This window comes from Exiguobacterium sp. s28, from assembly GCF_018618135.1.
Lineage (GTDB): Bacteria > Bacillota > Bacilli > Exiguobacteriales > Exiguobacteriaceae > Exiguobacterium > Exiguobacterium mexicanum_A.
Window position 1 is genome coordinate 50,813 of sequence record NZ_JACSLL010000009.1, and the last position, 17,322, is coordinate 68,134.

Sequence of the window (17,322 nt, forward strand, 5' to 3'; positions counted from 1 at the left end):
TTGACTCGGTGTTGAAAAAGCTTCTTAACAAATTTCCTTTAGTCTACAAAAGTCTAGAAACGCAGTACATATTCGGGAGGGACTAAGGAAATGAAGAAATCGATGAAAAAAGTGATTCCATTGGCGGTCGTGTCGACACTTGCACTTGGTGGGCTGATTGGGATGCAACAAAATGAGGCCGAAGTACAGGCGAAAGAAGGAAAGAACGGCAAGGCGAAAAACGTCATCTTTATGATTGGGGACGGGATGGGTGTGCCGTACACGACGGCGCTTCGTTATATGAACGATACAGAAGGGGTAGATATGCCGCAGACGGCATTCGACCCTCACTTGGTCGGATTACAGTCGACGTATCCTGAAGATGAAGAAGAGAACGTGACAGACTCTGCGGCAGCGGCCACGGCGATGAGCGCCGGTGTCAAAACGTATAACAATGCCATCGCGGTCGATAACGATAAGACGGATGTGAAAACCGTCCTCGAGCAGGCAAAAGAGAACGGCATGTCGACGGGGATCGTCGCCACGTCTGAAATCACGCATGCGACACCGGCCTCGTACGGTGCCCACGAAGAAGAGCGCAAGAGTGAGAACGCCATCGCTAACGATTATTATGATGATTTAATCAATGGGGAACATAAAATTGACGTCATGCTAGGCGGTGGGACCGAATTCTTCGAACGCTCGGACCGCAATATCGCGAAACAGTTTCAACAAGATGGATATAGCTATGTAAAATCGGCAGAAGAGATGAAGCAGGACAATAATGAACAAGTGCTCGGCTTGTTCGCCGAGGTCGGACTCGACAAGATGATCGACCGGGACGACAGCCAGCCGAGCCTGGCTGATATGACGACGTCGGCGCTCGATCGCTTAGAGGACAACGAAGATGGATTCTTCTTGATGGTCGAAGGCAGTCAAATCGACTGGGCCGGTCATGACAACGATGTCGTCGGCGCGATGAGTGAAATGAAAGACTTCGAGAACGCATTCACAGTCGTTGAAGACTTTGCGAAAGAAAACGGGGAGACGTTGGTCATCGTCACGGCCGACCATTCGACCGGAGGCTTCTCGATCGGATCGGACGGGAACTATAACTGGGACCCGGCTGCGATTCAAGCTGCAAAACGGACGCCGGACTTCATGGCGAAACAGATTGAAGCAGGAAAAGATGTGGAAACCGTCTTGAACGAATGGATCGACCTTGAGCTGACGGATGCTGAAATCAAATCGGTCCAGCAAGCTGCCGAAACGAAAGACGTGACGAAGATTGACAATGCGATTGAAAAAATCTTCGACGTCCGCTCAGGAACGGGTTGGACGACGGACGGTCACACTGGGGACGACGTACCGGTCTATGCGTACGGTCCTCAAAAAGAGCAGTTCACGGGCATGATCGATAACACGGATCAAGCCGCTCGCATTTTTGAGCTGTTAGAAAATCGTGGGAAAATCAAATAATAAAATTGGATTTATAGATGACGCGGACAGTTGCCGCGTCGTCTTTTTGTTTAGATTTAGCTTGTATGTAGCACTTTGATTGCGTGTCGCAACGTCTCGACGTCCTCGTTTCTCCAGCCGAGTCGATCCACGGCATTGATGAACTGACGTGTCGCTTTGATGAGGGCATCTTTCAATTCCTCAAGCGATACAGTCCCCATAGGCGTCTTAGCATGACCATCTTCTACAAAGGTGAGCTCAACTTCTGTGGCGGTCACCTTTTTAGTGGCTATCCGGATCGGGCCGTCCATGAATTGAAACGAGTATGTCTCATGCAATGGGGCGAATAAGAGGGCGCGGGCATTAGCAATCCACCAGTTCAAGACGACGGCGACGAAATCAGACCATCCTTGTCCCGGGAAATAAGCATAAGCATCGATGACGAAGGCAATATTGCCGATGATATGTGTCTCATAAATTAAAGAGTCGAGATCTACTTCGATTGAAACTTGACTGTTCATAAAAACTCCTCTCAACGATCAGCACAGAAAAATACAATGAACTGAACCATAGTTGGGTAAATACTCGTATACATGGTACCACACACAATCGGAGGGATGACGATGAACACGCTCTACATGAAACAAAAGGTTTTCAGCCTGCGCGGACGTTTCACCATCAAGGATGCGGATGAGAACGATTTGTATTTCGTCGAAGGAAGCTTCATGAAGCTTCCGAAGTCGTTTACCATCTCGGACAAAGACGGCCATGAGATTACCACAATCACGAAAAAGACGTTCAGTTTCTTGCCGAAGTTCTATGTCGACGTCGAAGGCCAAGAGACGGTCACGATTTCGAAAGAGTTTACGTTATTCAAACCGCGTTATACGATTGATGCGGCCGGAATCGATGTGCAAGGCAACTGGTGGGACATGGACTTCCAAGTGATGCAGAACGGCCAAGTCATCGGCAGCGTCCAAAAGAAATGGTTGTCATGGGGTGACAGTTACGAGATTCAAGTGATGGACGAGACGATGGAGCACATGCTCATCTCAATCGTCGTCGCCATCGATTGTGCGAAGTCAGACCAAGCCGCAGGTGCTAGCGCGGCGACATAAAGGGGATGGAACGATGGAGTTTTGGGATGTGTATGATGTGGACCGCAAGAAGACCGGGCGGACGTGGCAGCGGGGCAACCGTCTCGAGAACGGCGATTATCATCTCGTCATCCACGTCTGCATTTTCAACAAGGACGGACAGATGTTGATTCAGCAGCGCCAACCGTTCAAAGACGGTTGGGCGAACATGTGGGACATCACCGTCGGTGGCAGCGCCACGGTCGGTGATACGAGCCAACAGGCGGCGATGCGCGAGCTCGAAGAAGAGATCGGGCTGAAAATCGATTTATCCCACACAAGGCCTCATTTGACGGTCAACTTTGACGAGGGGTTCGATGATATCTATCTTGTCGAGGCAGAAGTCGACCTCGACGAGTTGACGTTACAGGAATCAGAAGTGCAGGCCGTAAAGTGGGCGGATGAGGCGACGATTCTCGACATGATCCGTTCAGGTGAATTCATCCCGTATCATGAACCGATGATTCCATTGTTGTTCGCGATGCGAGGCCAGTGGGGAGGAATCAATCATGTGGCAGCAGTACACGTGGATCAATGAACCTAATGAAGTGAGCGCAGGTGAGAGCCTGACGTTCCAGACAGCACCAGACACCGACTTTTGGCGAAACACCCACTACGGATTCAACCGGATGACGGCGCACGCGTTGGTGACGGCCGTTTCGGCCGAGCGGTTCACGTGCCGGGCGACGATTGAGATGGGGCCGAGCCATACATATGACCAGGCCGGGATCCTGCTGTACGTTAACGACGACCATTGGCTCAAGACGGCCGTTGAATATATCCCGGACGGACCGTCACACCTCGGGGCCGTCGTCACATCCTTTGGCTATTCGGATTGGTCGACGCGTGATTTCCCGAACAAGGATATTCACGGACGGTTGACGTTCGAACTCGTCTATACAGATGGAGATGTCGAGGTGTTCTTCGAATACGAGGGAGGTGCGCGTGAGCAGTTGCGAATCGCTCATCTCCATGATGTGTCGACGTTATGCGTCGGACCGTACGCTTGCAGTCCGGATCCGGAGGCGCCTGGATTCAACGTCACGATTTCAGATTGGACCGTCACGGAAGCATCGACTTGAGTCATCAGTCGATGCTTTTTATCAAAATTAGGCGAGAATACTCCCGCTTCTAAACGTCGCGGGCGAAGCCCTAGTGAAAGTGGGCTATGAATCGCCAACCTCTCTTTTGGGTATAAATACCTAAGGGAGGTGAACATCTTGTTGAAGCATAAAGCGTATAAATTCCGGATCTATCCGACAACGGAGCAGGAGATTCTGATTGCCAAGACGATTGGTTGTTCACGCTTCGTCTTCAACCACTTCTTGACGAAGTGGGAAGAGACCTACGAGGCGACAGGAAAAGGACTGTCCTACGGTTCCTGTTCGAAAAAAATCCCTGTACTCAAGCAAGAGTTCGACTGGCTGAGGGAGGTCGATAGCACATCTGTCCAAACCAGCGTCAAGCACCTCGCCGAAGCGTTTGACCGCTTCTTCAAGAAGCAGAACGAACGGCCCCGGTTCAAATCGAAACGGAACCCCGTCCAATCCTATAAGACGAACATCCAAGGCAAGTCTCAACTTCCTGAGGTGTCGATCGTCGGCAACCGGCTTAAGCTGCCGAAGTTGAAGTGGGTCCGGTTCGCCAACTCGAAACAAGTCGAGGGCCGAATCCTCAGCGCCACGATCCGACGGAACGCGACGGGCAAATACTTCGTCTCCCTGTGCGTCGAGCAGGAGATCGACGAACTGCCAAAGACCGGCTCAACCGTCGGCGTCGACGTCGGACTGAAGCATTTCGCCGTCCTGTCCGACGGCACGGTGTACCAAAACGACCGCTATTTTCGCACGCTCGAGAAGAAACTGGCGCGCGAGCAACGAAAACTCTCCCGTCGTCAGCTCATCGCCCTGAACAAGAACATCAAGCTGTCCGAGGCGAAGAACTACCAGAAACAAAAACGCAAGGTCGCCCGCATCCATGAGAAGATCGCGAACAAACGTACCGACTTCCTGCACAAGGTGTCGACCGAGATCGTCAAAAACCACGACGTCATCGGCATCGAGACCCTGCAGGTGAAAGACATGCAACAGGACCGCAAGTTCAGCAAAGCCATCTCCGATGTCAGTTGGTCGGTGTTCTTCCACATGCTCGAGTACAAAGCGGACTGGTACGGCAAGACCGTCGTGAAGGTCGGGAAGACCTTCGCCTCGAGCCAGCTCTGTTCAAGTTGCGGCCATCGACACAGAGACGTGAAGCATCTCGGTTTGCGTGAGTGGACATGCCCGGGTTGCGGGACCCACCACGACCGCGATGTGAACGCAGGACTGAACCTCAAACGAGAGGCCGAACGCATCCTCGCCTCTTCAACCGTCAGGACGACGGGGCTAGCCTGATCAGGTTTCGACTGTTAGGTCGGATCACTCAGGAATCCTCCACCTCCAAGCGAAGCGTAGGTGGGGGTAGTTCAAGTCATTTTCATTTCACTTTAAGAAAATGGTTGAATCGAGGCATGGAAAAATTTATAATTACGTTAACGAAAGCGCTTTCGGAAAGCGTTTTCAATTTGTACGTCACTCAATAAAGGCAAGGTCGATCGCGTCGTCCCTGCCTTCATTCATGCCAAGGGAGGAAATGTAATGAAGAAATGGGTCGCACTTGCACTCGGGACCGGTCTTGTCTTATCTGCCGCACAAGGCGCATCTGCCGAAAAACCGGAGAAAAAAGACAACACGAAATGGAAGCTCGTCTGGTCGGATGAGTTCAACCAATCAAAAATTGACCAAACGAAGTGGAATTTTGACACGGGGAACTGGTTGAAGGACCAAGACGGTACGCCGGTCACACCAGGCTGGGGAAACAATGAGAAGCAATTTTACACGGACAAAAACGAAAACGCTTTCGTAAAAAACGGGAACCTCGTCATCCGTGCAAAAAAAGAACAAGTGACAGACGAACTCGGGTCATACGATTACACGTCGGCGAAGTTGACGACCAAAGGCAAGTTCAGTCAAACGTATGGCCGCTATGAGATGCGGGCGAAGCTCCCGACTGGCAAAGGGCTATGGCCGGCGTTCTGGATGTTGCCAGAACAGGACCGCTACGGTGCCTGGGCCGCGTCTGGTGAAATCGACATCATGGAATCATGGGGCAGTCAGCCGGATAAGGTCGCCGGAACGATCCATTACGGCGAGAACTGGCCGAACAATAAATATACGGGTAAAGACTATCACTTTGAAGAAGGCGACGGCATCGACAAATGGCATACATATGCGGTCGAGTGGGAACCCGGCGAGTTGCGCTGGTACGTCGATGGGGAATTGTACCAGACTCAAAACGATTGGTACTCGAAAGGCTTGAACCAAGCGACAAAATATAGCTATCCGGCACCGTTCGATCAAAACTTCTATTTGATTATGAACTTGGCCGTCGGCGGCTGGTTTGATGGAGACGTCGATGCGACGACACCATTCCCGGCCGAGATGAAAGTCGATTATGTCCGCGTCTTCGATTTGAAAAACCGCGACTATCGAGAAGCGGTCGAACCGGTGTATACGGATGAAACGATCGTGCTTCCGGACGGGGCGAAACAACCGACTGAAGACGGCAATCTCGTCTACGATCAAGATTACACTGAGCCAATCACGACCGTGACGAACGGTTCGCAGGCGCTCGACCCTGTGAATTGGAACTATGTGGCGTTACCCGATTTTGGTGGGGCCGGATCCATCGACGTGATTGAGCAGGCAGGTTCACGCTTCGCGGATATCTCGATCACGCAAGCCGGCAGTCAGCCTTACTCGCACCAATTGATTCAAAACGTGTCACTCGGCAAAGGCGGTCACTATAAAGTGACGTTCGATGCGAGTGCCGACTCGGCCCGTTCGATTGCTGTCAAAGTCGGCGGCGGACCAGACCGCGGTTACGCCAAGTATTCGGATGAAGGCTCGTTCGATTTGACGACCGACGTCCAGACGTACTCGATGACGTTCGACATGACGGAAGACACAGATCTCGCGGCACGCCTCGAGTTCAACGTCGGACTCAGCACGGCAGGCGTTCAAATCGGGAACGTCCGTGTCGAACAGACACCGCGTGAAGCACTCGACCCGAATGCGACGAAACCGGTGCTCGGAGACGGGAACCACGTCTATAACGGCACGTTCGACCAAGGGGCGATGGACCGGTTGACGTACTGGCAGTTCGACCCAGGCGCGACGAAAGGGACAGGCACAGTTGACGAGGAAGCCCGTCATTTTGAGTTCGTCACGAACAAGAAAAAAGGCCAACCGGCGACACTCGTCCAAAACGGCATTCAATTGACAGAAGGCCGTGAGTACGTGCTCCGCTTCAACGCCAAGTCAGAACGCATCAAATCGCTTCAAGTCGGCTTGAACGGATTGGACGGAGACGCGTATCTCCCGCTCCAAGACGTGTCGTTGACACGTAAGTTCAAAGCAATCGAGATTCCATTCACGATGGGACAAGAGACGGACTTGTTGAGCCAACTCCAATTTGTCCTCGGCTCTGCCAAAGGCACAATCACACTCGATGATGTGCAATTATTCGATGTGACACCGATTGAGGTCGATCCTTCACCGCTCAAGAACGGTTCGTTCACAGAAGGGTTGACGCATTGGGGCTCGTACGTCCACTTTGACGCCCAAGCGGCGGTCGAAGCGGTGAACGAGGCGGCTCAGTTGTCAATCACGCAAGAAGGACAAGAGCCATGGAGCGTGCTCATGGAGCAAGGCGGCCTCGAGTTGCATGCAGGTCAAACGTACGTCGTACGCTTTGATGCCAAATCGACAGTAGCCCGCAACATGGAAGTGACGATCGAGAACGCGGTGTACACGCGTTACTTGAGTGAAATCGTCCAAGTTACTCCTGAGACGAACACGTATGAGTTCGAGTTTGTCATGGGCCAGACAGACATGACAGCTATGAAATTCTTGCTCGGCCGCACGGACGGCTCGCCGCTCGGCGCGCACGATGTGACGATTGACAACGTCAGCGTGACCGTAAAATAATCGAAAATAAGAGCGCCTCGCATGCATGCGAGACGCTCTTTTTGCGTTTAAGACTCTCGTTTTCGACTGATCAGCCGTGCTGTACGCATCAAGGACGGGAGTAACTTCCGTCGCTTGCGGATGGCCAAATATCTGGCTTCCCACGTCGGTTTGAACTTGTGTTTGAACTGACGGAGTCCACTGAACGGATAGATGTAACTGATGTTCTCGAAGATGTCGGCCGCAATTCGCTCCGGCCAGTACGCGAACGTGTGCTCACCGACCGAGGCGAGCGGTGCCATGCCGAGGCCGACATGGGTGTAGTCATTTGACCGTGCCCACTCGATCACGTGCAGAATCAGCACCTCGATCGATCCGGGCGGAGCCTCACCATGGGAACGCATCAAATCGATGGAGACGGTATCATTGCCGCGGAGCAACGTGATGAAGGCGACGACTTGTCCGGTCTCGTCACGAAGGAGGGCGACCGGATAGTGAAGCAAGGCCTGCTCATTGAAAAAGCCGAGCGAGAAGCCTTTCTCGCTTCGATTGCCGAGCCAGTCGTCCGAGATGCCGCGCAGCGACACCATCAACTCGGATGACGGGTTCATGACGATGTCGGTCGTATAGCCCCGCTTCGTGAATTGGTTATGGAGCGAGCGCATGTTGGCGCGCTTTTTTCCGGTGAGCGAGAACGTGGAGACGTCGACCGTCGCCTCTTCACCGAGCTTGAAGAATGTGAACCCGGCATCGTGCAGGCGCGGCATCCAGTCCGGGGTGACTTGATAAAAGAGCGGGATATAGCCGAGCCGGTCCGTCTCTTCGATAAAGGCGAGCAATAGGTGTGACGCGGCGTCTCGCGCTCCTTGCACATCCCCGAGGACGATGGCGTGATTGCCAGATACGGTGAACAAGAGACACGCCTCGTCGTCCGGCCCATAATAGACGAGTTTGTCGTTCATATAGGCCAAGTCGAACGCGCTCGTCGTCGCATGCGTGGCTTGAAACGCCGCGAAGCGGGACGGTTCAAACGACGTGCCGAGCTTTGGACGTTTCAACCGGTTGAACAGCGTGAAGATGCCAATCAACAGCAGTCCGGACAAGACGACGGCGGCGAGGCTCAACCCGGCGGCAGCTTCCGGGTCGAAGAAAATCGTGTCGGTCTGACTGAACGACTGCAGCAGGAACGCGTGCGTGCCGACGTAGAGGCCGACATAGGCGACGTTGCGGACGAAACGGCTGACGGTCACGATGGAGCGATAGCGTTTGTGTTGGGTCCGGGTCAACCAGACGAACAAGGCGAACCCACCGACGACGAACGCTTCAAACAGATTGAAGCCGCGTGCGATGACACCGATACTGGCAATGAACACTGCGACGCCGACAAGCCAGAGCACGCGTTTCGTCCTTATGTACATCCCGAACGTGGTCAGTAGCGTCAACAGACCGGCGGTGAACAGCGCGAGCGTGCCGACCCACTGTAACCAGAGGGCGGTCGAATAGAGCGGTGACACGCTCGGTAACAGCGTCTGGAACCACAAGACGAGACTCGTCATCAATGCGATCAGGCTTCCGGCGAGCCGTCCGGTCTTGGCGAGTGTGCGCGACACGATGCGCCAGACGACGGTTCCGATTTCATAGGACGACCCGATGATCGGCTTATACTCGATCTGTTTGACGACCTGGTCCCCGAAGACGAGCGCCGCCAAGAACAGGCCGATCATGAACGGGACGATGAAGTAGACGAAGCGATAGACAATCAAGGAAGACAAGACGATCTCTTGGTCGATACCGAGCTGGGTCATCCCGACGAGGTATAATAGATCAAACGAACCGACACCACCCGGGACGAGCGAGACGACCCCGACGATGGTCGCGACGATGAAGACGCCCATCATGGCCGCGAGCGGTGCTTCGCCTCCGAGCAAATGCAGGGCATACAAGGCGACGAGTCCGGCCGTCACCCATTCGGCGAGCGACGTCGCGATATAGCCGAGCAATGTGGGCCAATCCAAGTTCGACCGCTTCCGCGTCACATAGATATAGAGCGGTAGGACGGCGAGTGTCGCGAGGAGCACGGGCCAAATCCACTGTTTTGTTTCGGTGAGCGCGCTAGCCGGGAAGAGCCCGAGCAGCACGCCTGCGGCAAGCAACGACAAGCCGCTGATGAGCGTCGGGGTCATCCAACCGATGGCCCGGAGCAAACGCAACGTGTCCGTATATGGACGATACAGCGACGTCCGGAGCGCGATGCCGATGACGCCGCCAAACCCGATCATGCCGTTCATCGCGTTAGTGATCCATGCCGCGCGAAGCAGCTTCGAGAGCGGGATATGGACGTCGAGCGAGCGCAGTAAAAAGTAGTCGTATCCGGTCATCGTCAAGACGGCGACGAGGCCGAGTCCGATCAAGGCTATTTGTTCGAAGCCTGTCAACGCCTCTAACGTTTGAAACGCCGCGGCGAGCGACAGGTTTTGGAGCTCCTGGCCGCTCTGATAAAGAATCAGTCCAATCAATAGGAATGGAAGCAACCATTTCAGTTGTTTCCAGGAAAATCGCTTTTGCATCGTATGTACTCCTTCTGACTTGATTAGCTAAAGTGTACTCAATCGAGTCGCGTAATCATAGTACGAGTCAAAGGGGGAGACGGATTCAAAATCAATGAGATTCGTGAATCGCGGGAATGTAGACTGTAAGGGCAAGAAACAGGACGAGTGAACGAAAATCAATCTGATACATTGGAACAAAGGGGGTGGACTGAGATGCTGACGTTTGAAGAGAAGTGGGAGAAAGTGCTCGCCTGTGACGCGGCGTATGACGGACAGTTTTATACCGCGGTCAAGACGACCGGGATTTACTGTCGGCCCTCGTGCCGCTCGCGGAAGCCGAAGCGGGAGAATGTCGATTTTTATGAGACGAAAGCGGAAGCGGAGTCGTCCGGCTTTCGGCCGTGCAAGCGATGTCAGCCCGAGGTCGACCGTAGTCCGGCGAGCGCGCTCGTCCATGACGTGACGGCGTTCGTGCTCACGCATTACAAACGACCGCTCAAGCTTGAGGAGATTGCCGAGCACGTCAACTTGAGCCCGTTCTATGTCGAGCGGACGTTCACCCAAGCGACGGGCGAGACGCCGCGCCGTCTGCTCGAAAAGGTTCGCATCGACAAGGCGGCCCATCTTTTGCGGACGATGGACATGAGCAATCTCGCCATCTGTTATGAGGTCGGCTTTCAAACCACATCCAACTTTTATCGCGTCTTCCGACGGCTAAAGAGATGTTCACCGAGCATGTATCGAAAGGGGGGAGCCGATGAGTCGCTCATCGTTCGAGATTCACGTCACCGCTCCGTTTGATTTTCAACAATGTCTGCAATTTTTGCGACGCTCAAACGATGAAGTGATGCATGTCGCCCGCGAAACGTCCGTCTCGAAGCTGTTCGACGTCGAGGGAAGGTTGTTGCTAGGGGATATCATGGAGACGGCTCACGGCCTCGTCATCGCATTTTCGGAAGACGACATCACGAGCTCGGAACAGAAACACGTGGAGCGCTACGTCCGCGACTGGTTCGACCTCGACCAAGACGTCGCGGCGTTCGTGCGGATGGCCGAGACGGATGAACTGTTGCGTCCGCTCGTCCGAGAGTACGAGGGGCTGCGTCTGATCGGCTTCCCGGACTTGTTCGAGGCGCTCACGTGGGCCGTCATCGGTCAACAGATCACACTCTCGTTCGCCTACACGCTGAAACGACGGTTCGTCGAGCAGTATGGACCATCCCGTGAAGTGGACGGTGTGACGTACTGGGCTTTCCCCAATCCTGAGACGATCGCGCTCCTCGATCCGAGTGAACTGAGACCGCTCCAATTCAGCACCCGGAAAGCAGAATATATCATCGGCATCGCCCAGGAGATGACGGACGGACGATTGTCGAAACAGCAGTTACGCAGCGAGCCACCTGACGTGATGCATGGACGGTTGTTAAGCTTACGCGGTGTCGGGGAGTGGACGGCCGCGTATGTCCGGATGAAGTGTTTCCAAGATCCGACGGCGTTCCCGGCTGCGGACGCTGGTCTGCATCAGGCGTTGAAGCATCACCTCGGGCGAAACGACAAATTGACGGCAGACGAAGTGAGGCAGTACGGGGAACGCTTTGCCGGGTGGGAAGCGTACGCCACATTCTATTTATGGAGGTCATTGTATGGAGACGTATAGACTGGACTATGTGAGTCCGATTGGAATTCTGGAGATGGTCGGGACAGAGACGGCCATCCGCTCCATCCTGTTCGTTGAACGCGATGATGTCCGCTTTGAAGCGGATGAAATGACGCCGGACGTGTTGAAGACGTGCCACCGAGAAATCGAGGAGTATTTCAACGGACGTCGCCAATCGTTCACGTTCCCGTTTGAAGTCGAGGGGACGGTGTTTCAACAGGACGTGTGGCAAGCGCTGGTCATGATTCCATACGCCGAGACGACCTCGTATCGCGAATTGGCCGTGACACTCGGCCGTGACCGCGCCGTGCGGGCCGTCGGCAGTGCCAACGGGCGCAACCGGTTGAGCATCGTCATCCCGTGCCATCGCGTCATCGGATCGAACGGGACGTTGACGGGCTATGCGGGCGGCCTCTGGCGAAAGGAATGGCTGCTTCGACACGAGCAAACAAACGCATATCCGAGCCTGGCAAAAAAACATCTACCCCTCCATATCTGATACAATGGAGAAGTCCTATCGTGACGTCTGAATCGACGTAGTGGTCTAGGACGATTCTCGTCATTTAAGGGCGATTATTTGGAGGGTACCATGATAAAATTACTAGCAGATTCAACTTGTGATTTATCCGATGAGATTTTAGCAAAATATGAGATTGGCGTCGCGCCGCTCATCATCACGATTGACAATAAATCGTATGAGGACCGTGTCGACATCCAGCCTGATGAGTTTTACGGAATGTTGGAAGCGCTACCGGAATTCCCGACGACGGGGATGCCGAGCCCAGCGACATTTATGAAGCTGATGGAAGAGGCCGTCGAGAGCGGACATGACGAGATTCTTTGCATCTGTATGTCGAGCGGGACGAGCGGATCGTATCAATCGGCCGTGCTCGGTAAAGAATATTTCGAAGAGGCGCATCCCGATTCGACGGTGAAGATTCATATCGTCGACTCACGTTCGATGAGCCACGGGAGCGGTTGGTTGTTGATGAAGAGCGCCCAGATGCGTGAAGCCGGGGCGACGTTCGAGGAGCTCGTTGACTTCAACGAGAAGTATAAGCTGAAAGTGAAGCACTTCTTGTCGGTCGACGACTTGGATCACTTGATTAAGAGCGGTCGTATCTCGAACGCGAGTGCCATCATCGGCAAGCTGTTGATGGTCAAGCCGATCATGAGCATGAAGAACGGCAAAGGGGCCATCGTCGCGAAAGAACGGGGAACGCGTAAGGTGCTCAAGCACTATACGGACGAGTTCATCAAACGTTGCGACAAGGACATCACCAACTTTGTCATCATCGGCTATACGTCGGATCAAAAGATTGCTGAGAACTTGAAGGCGAAGATTCAAGCCGAATCCGACTTCGAAGGTGAGATTTACCTCATGCAGATGGGCGTCTCGGTCGGGACGCACGTCGGCCTTGGGGCCATCTCGATGTTCTTTGTGGAGAAATAAAACGTAAGCCGTCTCAATTAAGAGGCGGCTTTTTCTGTGGATAACGTTATCCACAGGCAGGGACGGTCCAGACGCGTTCCACGGACCAAGAGTTATCCACAATGTCGAGGCGATAGACGTCGGGATTGCTAAGTGTACGCCACGTGTCGAAGTCGAAGCAGTTATCCACATGTTGGAGTAGCAGCGCGAGCAAATTGCCGTGCGTCACGAGAATCGTCGCGCCGGTTACGTCGTCGAGATGGTCGATGACGCTCAGAATCCGGTCAGTCGCATCTTGCCCTGACTCGGCGCCGGCCAGACGGAACGAGGCGTCGGAGAACGAATGGCGGAGCAGTTCGAACCAATCGTCTCGCGGCTCAAGCGAGAGGATGCGTTCGCGCAACTTCGGCTCCGTCTCGATGGTCAGCTGCTTGGACGTGGCGAGCGGTGTGATCGAGGCGATGGCTCGCGTATAGTCGCTCGAGATGATGCGGTCGACGGGAATGTCTCGAAAGAAGTCAGCGAGGGCGAGTGCTTGTTGTTCGCCGGCTTCAGTGAGTGGGGCGTCCGGCTCTTGGCCAGTCGCCGAGCAATGACGGATGAGATAGAAAGCAGACATGATAGATCCTCCTTCATTATAGGGTTGGGTGCTTACCAGACGGTCAAACTCGTCCTCACATCGTTGGCGTCGGTCAAATAGGCGACGTCCTCAAAGGAACAGGAGAGGGCGTATGTATAGAGTGATTCAATCATTTGTTGATCTTTGCAGTACATATCGACGAATGTGGAGTCGACGATGAGCAGGGCGAGGTCACAATGGCTATCACGAAACGCCTCATACGTCTCAATGTCTTTCACCGGTCCTTTTGAAAAGGCCTTTAAATTTACGAAGATGAGATAGTGCTCATCCTGATGAATCAAATGAGAAAACGTTTCGCCGTCCATCTCGGTCTCTTCAGGAAACAACGGGTGATCAAGATCGCCGTCCTTCACACGATACGATTCCTCACCACCGACGAACCAGCTGTAAGAGGTGAGATCGATGGGACTCAACATGTCGGCCAGAAAGCGTCCGTATGTATTCGGGATTTTAAAACGGATGCCGCGCTTCACGGATTGCATTCCCCCCTTCAAAAGTTTCATGGATGAAATCCGTACTTAACCCTTATCAAACATCACAAAAGCGTTATAATCAATATAACAATTATAAACGGGGCGAGTCGGCGAATGGGGATTTACCGAATCGTCTCATACACAAATCCAGGGGAGAAGGATGGGGTTTTCATGAGCAGTGTTCAAAAGAGAACAGACGTCATTTTGATTGGTGCAGGCATCATGAGTGCGACGCTCGGGTCGCTCTTTAAAGAGCTCGTACCAGAGTGGGAAGTCAAAGTGTTTGAGAAGCTCGAAAGTGCAGGGGAAGAGAGTTCGAACGAATGGAACAACGCCGGGACGGGACATGCGGCCCTCTGTGAGTTGAACTATACGACCGAGAAGCCAGATGGCACGCTCGACATCTCGAAAGCGATCAACGTGAACGAGCAGTTCCAAATCTCGCGTCAGTTTTGGGCGCATCTCGTCAATAAAGGCTTGATTCAAAACCCGGAAGCGTTCATCCGTTCGATTCCACATATGAGCATGGTCCAAGGCGAGAAAGACGTCGACTTCTTGAAGAAACGTTTGGAAGCGCTAACAAATAATCCGTTGTTTGAAGGAATGGTTTTATCGGATGACCCGGAACAGCTCCGGGACTGGATGCCGATCGTCATGGAAGGACGTTCCGTCGATGAGCCGATCGCGGCGACGAAAATCGATTCAGGTACCGACGTCAACTTCGGTGCGCTCACACGGATGCTGTTTGATCATTTGACCGGCCAAGGTGTCGAGGTCAATTACAAGCATAGCGTCGAGGACGTCAAACGGTTGGCGAACGGGCTGTGGGAAGTGAAGGTAAAGGATATTCAGGCGAACACAATCGAGACGCACACGGCGCCATTCCTGTTCATCGGCGGCGGTGGCGGCAGCCTGCCGCTCCTTCAGAAGACAGGCATCCCGGAGTCGAAGCATATCGGCGGATTCCCGGTAAGTGGTCTGTTCCTCGTTTGTAAGAACCGTGACGTCATCGAACAGCACCATGCGAAAGTATATGGCAAAGCGAAAGTCGGCGCACCGCCGATGTCGGTGCCGCACCTCGATACGCGCTTCATCGAAGGACGCAAAGAATTGTTGTTCGGACCGTTCGCCGGCTTTACGCCGAAGTTCTTGAAGACAGGCTCAAACCTCGACCTCATCCAATCGGTCAAACCGTACAACGTCGTGACGATGCTCGCGGCCGGGGCGAAAGAGATGCCGCTCACAAAATATTTGATTGAACAGGTGCTCTTGTCGCATGACAAACGGATGGACGAGCTCCGCGAATTCATCCCGACCGCGAAGAACGAGGACTGGGAAATCGTCGTCGCTGGACAACGGGTTCAAGTTATTAAAGACACGCCGGACGGCAAAGGGACGCTCCAGTTCGGAACGGAAGTCGTCAGCGCCGAAGACGGATCGGTCGCAGCGCTGCTCGGTGCGTCACCGGGAGCCTCGACGGCCGTGCACGTCATGTTAAAAGTGCTCGAGCAGTGTTTCCCGAACCGGATGCCGGAATGGGAACCGAAAATCAAAGAGATGGTGCCGTCTTATGGCGTATCGCTCTCGGATCACCCGGAACTGTTCAAGACGATTCACGAATCGACAGCAATGGCGCTCGGCTTGAAAGAAAAAGGCGTCGTCCACAATTAAGCGAGTACAGGCGAGGATATGTTCATATTCTCGCTTTTTCTTTTTGATTGTAAGACAATTAATCCATATATTGGTTAAAAGTAAGTAGGGGTCTACATAAAATAGGAGGTGCTGCATGAATAAAATCATTCTTTCTGAATGGGAGCGTAAAAAATACGGTGATTATGTCAATAAACTTCGAGAGTACCCGGACTGTTTCGAGTATTGTGCGGTCCCTAACTACGAAGACCATATGGAGATTGCACAGACGGAATGTATCCAGTTGGGCGATTGTTTCGCAGTCCTGATGAGGCATGCGGATCACTATATTCTTGTTGCCATCCTGTTCGATGTCGAATGGGAAACGAGACAAGTGTTAGAATGGCTTGACCGCTGGGAAGTGCGTTGCATGAGACCGACAACAGAGACGCTTCTAATCTCACATGCGAATGATGTGGTTGAACAAATCAAATTCAAAGACCATCCACTTCTCTTGATTGAAAAAGGGTCGAAGACATTGCTTGTGGATCCCGAAGAACTTGTTGATGTGGCGGATGTGTATGATCAGTATAAGAAAATCAATAACACAGGGCTTGCGGAAGACATCATTATTGAGAAGGAATGAGGAGGGGGATTAGTGATGCAGAAGAACATGGAGGAGCTGGTTCAGCTAAAAGAGGAAGACTCCTATTTTAGACCGTTTGTTGTTGAGTCTGCGGATTCAAAAGGGAATGTATTTATTGTCGGCATCAATCCAGCCACACCTATGAAAGTGAAAGACTTCGAAGATACTAGCGAATATATCGATCTGATCTATAATCGAAGTCGATTCATGGAACGGATGCAGACGCTTCGAATCCGAGACGGAAAATCACGACTCTCTAAGACGCGGGTCGGTTTGAACGCATTCGTGAAAGATTTGGAAGCCAAATCTAGCGGAGTGATTAACGTGGTTGAAACGAACATGAATGCATGGCCTACAAAATCTGCAAAATGCTTGTCTTTACCAAAAAACAAACAAGCGGCAGTATACGGTGCACAAATCTTCAAAAGGGTTTTCTTCCACTACAAACCTAGCGTGTTGATTGTCCACAGTAAGCAAGCACTTGGCGAATTGCTGGCATTTTTGGAAATAGAAAAACTAAACCCATCCGTAACCTTCGATTCGAACGTGCGATTAGTGGACTGGATTGCAGCCGGCCCAATTACTTTTACGTACGAAGATGGAACAATTGGGACGATTTTCTGCTCCAAGCATTTTATGTACCACGGACATGTCGGACATAGCTTCCAGCCGCTGAAAGAACAGGTGCTGGCCGTCTTTGAACAATAAAAAAAGACC

Annotated in this window: 17 protein-coding genes; 13 read left to right on the forward strand and 4 right to left on the reverse strand. The window is 52.9% G+C overall.

Going from position 1 to position 17,322, the window contains the following annotated elements; genetic code table 11:
* The first annotated feature begins 90 nt into the window (after positions 1 to 90).
* On the forward strand, positions 91 to 1,458 hold the full coding sequence (locus KNP78_RS10440; protein WP_214797343.1) for an alkaline phosphatase: 1,368 nt from the start codon (positions 91 to 93) through the stop codon (positions 1,456 to 1,458).
* Positions 1,459 to 1,514: 56 nt separating this feature from the next.
* Here the strand turns inward: KNP78_RS10440 and KNP78_RS10445 are convergent, their stop codons facing one another.
* Complete coding sequence (locus tag KNP78_RS10445; protein ID WP_029596418.1) at positions 1,515 to 1,958, reverse strand: hypothetical protein; 444 nt, start codon at positions 1,956 to 1,958, stop codon at positions 1,515 to 1,517.
* A gap of 102 nt (positions 1,959 to 2,060) precedes the next feature.
* On the opposite strand from KNP78_RS10445, the gene KNP78_RS10450 reads away from it, so the two are divergent.
* The 5 genes from KNP78_RS10450 (at position 2,061) to KNP78_RS10470 (ending at position 7,600) form a co-directional block, all read left to right on the forward strand.
* Positions 2,061 to 2,555, forward strand: coding sequence for an LURP-one-related/scramblase family protein (locus tag KNP78_RS10450; RefSeq protein WP_214797344.1), 495 nt, complete (start codon positions 2,061 to 2,063; stop codon positions 2,553 to 2,555).
* 13 nt (positions 2,556 to 2,568) lie between these two features.
* Entirely contained in the window at positions 2,569 to 3,111 is a 543-nt protein-coding gene (locus KNP78_RS10455) for an NUDIX hydrolase (RefSeq protein ID WP_034780368.1), read from the forward strand.
* Positions 3,083 to 3,655 carry a DUF1349 domain-containing protein gene (locus KNP78_RS10460; RefSeq protein ID WP_214824106.1) on the forward strand — a complete coding sequence of 191 codons (573 nt, stop codon included), beginning with the start codon at positions 3,083 to 3,085 and terminating at the stop codon, positions 3,653 to 3,655. Before KNP78_RS10455 ends, KNP78_RS10460 begins: the two co-directional genes overlap by 29 nt.
* A gap of 138 nt (positions 3,656 to 3,793) precedes the next feature.
* Entirely contained in the window at positions 3,794 to 4,966 is a 1,173-nt protein-coding gene (gene tnpB, locus KNP78_RS10465) for an IS200/IS605 family element RNA-guided endonuclease TnpB (protein WP_214824123.1), read from the forward strand.
* Positions 4,967 to 5,209: 243 nt separating this feature from the next.
* Positions 5,210 to 7,600 carry a carbohydrate binding domain-containing protein gene (locus KNP78_RS10470; RefSeq protein WP_214824127.1) on the forward strand — a complete coding sequence of 797 codons (2,391 nt, stop codon included), beginning with the start codon at positions 5,210 to 5,212 and terminating at the stop codon, positions 7,598 to 7,600.
* Positions 7,601 to 7,647: 47 nt separating this feature from the next.
* Here the strand turns inward: KNP78_RS10470 and mprF are convergent, their stop codons facing one another.
* The gene (gene mprF, locus KNP78_RS10475) at positions 7,648 to 10,146 is read right to left on the reverse strand and encodes a bifunctional lysylphosphatidylglycerol flippase/synthetase MprF (RefSeq protein ID WP_214824130.1); all 2,499 of its coding nucleotides are present in this window, start codon (positions 10,144 to 10,146) and stop codon (positions 7,648 to 7,650) included.
* 195 nt (positions 10,147 to 10,341) lie between these two features.
* Between mprF and KNP78_RS10480 the strand changes: the two genes are divergently transcribed.
* From KNP78_RS10480 to KNP78_RS10495, 4 genes are all read left to right on the forward strand, one after another.
* Complete coding sequence (locus tag KNP78_RS10480) at positions 10,342 to 10,929, forward strand: bifunctional transcriptional activator/DNA repair enzyme AdaA (RefSeq protein ID WP_214824133.1); 588 nt, start codon at positions 10,342 to 10,344, stop codon at positions 10,927 to 10,929.
* Positions 10,886 to 11,785 (forward strand): DNA-3-methyladenine glycosylase family protein, encoded by a 900-nt coding sequence (locus KNP78_RS10485; protein ID WP_214824136.1) that lies wholly within the window; start codon positions 10,886 to 10,888, stop codon positions 11,783 to 11,785. Before KNP78_RS10480 ends, KNP78_RS10485 begins: the two co-directional genes overlap by 44 nt.
* Positions 11,772 to 12,284 (forward strand): methylated-DNA--[protein]-cysteine S-methyltransferase, encoded by a 513-nt coding sequence (locus KNP78_RS10490; RefSeq protein ID WP_214824139.1) that lies wholly within the window; start codon positions 11,772 to 11,774, stop codon positions 12,282 to 12,284. Before KNP78_RS10485 ends, KNP78_RS10490 begins: the two co-directional genes overlap by 14 nt.
* Positions 12,285 to 12,374: 90 nt before the next feature.
* Complete coding sequence (locus KNP78_RS10495; RefSeq protein ID WP_214824142.1) at positions 12,375 to 13,238, forward strand: DegV family protein; 864 nt, start codon at positions 12,375 to 12,377, stop codon at positions 13,236 to 13,238.
* A 46-nt stretch (positions 13,239 to 13,284) separates the two neighbouring features.
* Here KNP78_RS10495 and KNP78_RS10500 read toward each other — a convergent pair whose 3' ends face one another.
* Together KNP78_RS10500 and KNP78_RS10505 are read right to left on the reverse strand one after the other, a co-directional pair.
* Positions 13,285 to 13,836: a histidine phosphatase family protein gene (locus tag KNP78_RS10500; protein WP_214824145.1), complete on the reverse strand. Its 552-nt coding sequence runs from the start codon at positions 13,834 to 13,836 to the stop codon at positions 13,285 to 13,287.
* A gap of 32 nt (positions 13,837 to 13,868) precedes the next feature.
* The gene (locus KNP78_RS10505; protein WP_251128527.1) at positions 13,869 to 14,339 is read right to left on the reverse strand and encodes a DUF2691 family protein; all 471 of its coding nucleotides are present in this window, start codon (positions 14,337 to 14,339) and stop codon (positions 13,869 to 13,871) included.
* Positions 14,340 to 14,501: 162 nt separating this feature from the next.
* Between KNP78_RS10505 and mqo the strand changes: the two genes are divergently transcribed.
* The 3 genes from mqo to KNP78_RS10520 all read left to right on the forward strand — a co-directional run bounded on the left by mqo (position 14,502) and on the right by KNP78_RS10520 (position 17,313).
* Entirely contained in the window at positions 14,502 to 16,001 is a 1,500-nt protein-coding gene (gene mqo, locus KNP78_RS10510) for a malate dehydrogenase (quinone) (RefSeq protein ID WP_214824149.1), read from the forward strand.
* Positions 16,002 to 16,116: 115 nt separating this feature from the next.
* Positions 16,117 to 16,605, forward strand: coding sequence for a hypothetical protein (locus KNP78_RS10515; RefSeq protein ID WP_034780385.1), 489 nt, complete (start codon positions 16,117 to 16,119; stop codon positions 16,603 to 16,605).
* Positions 16,606 to 16,620: 15 nt separating this feature from the next.
* Positions 16,621 to 17,313, forward strand: a complete 693-nt coding sequence (locus KNP78_RS10520) for a hypothetical protein (protein ID WP_034780387.1) — start codon at positions 16,621 to 16,623, stop codon at positions 17,311 to 17,313.
* The last annotated feature ends 9 nt before the right edge of the window (positions 17,314 to 17,322 follow it).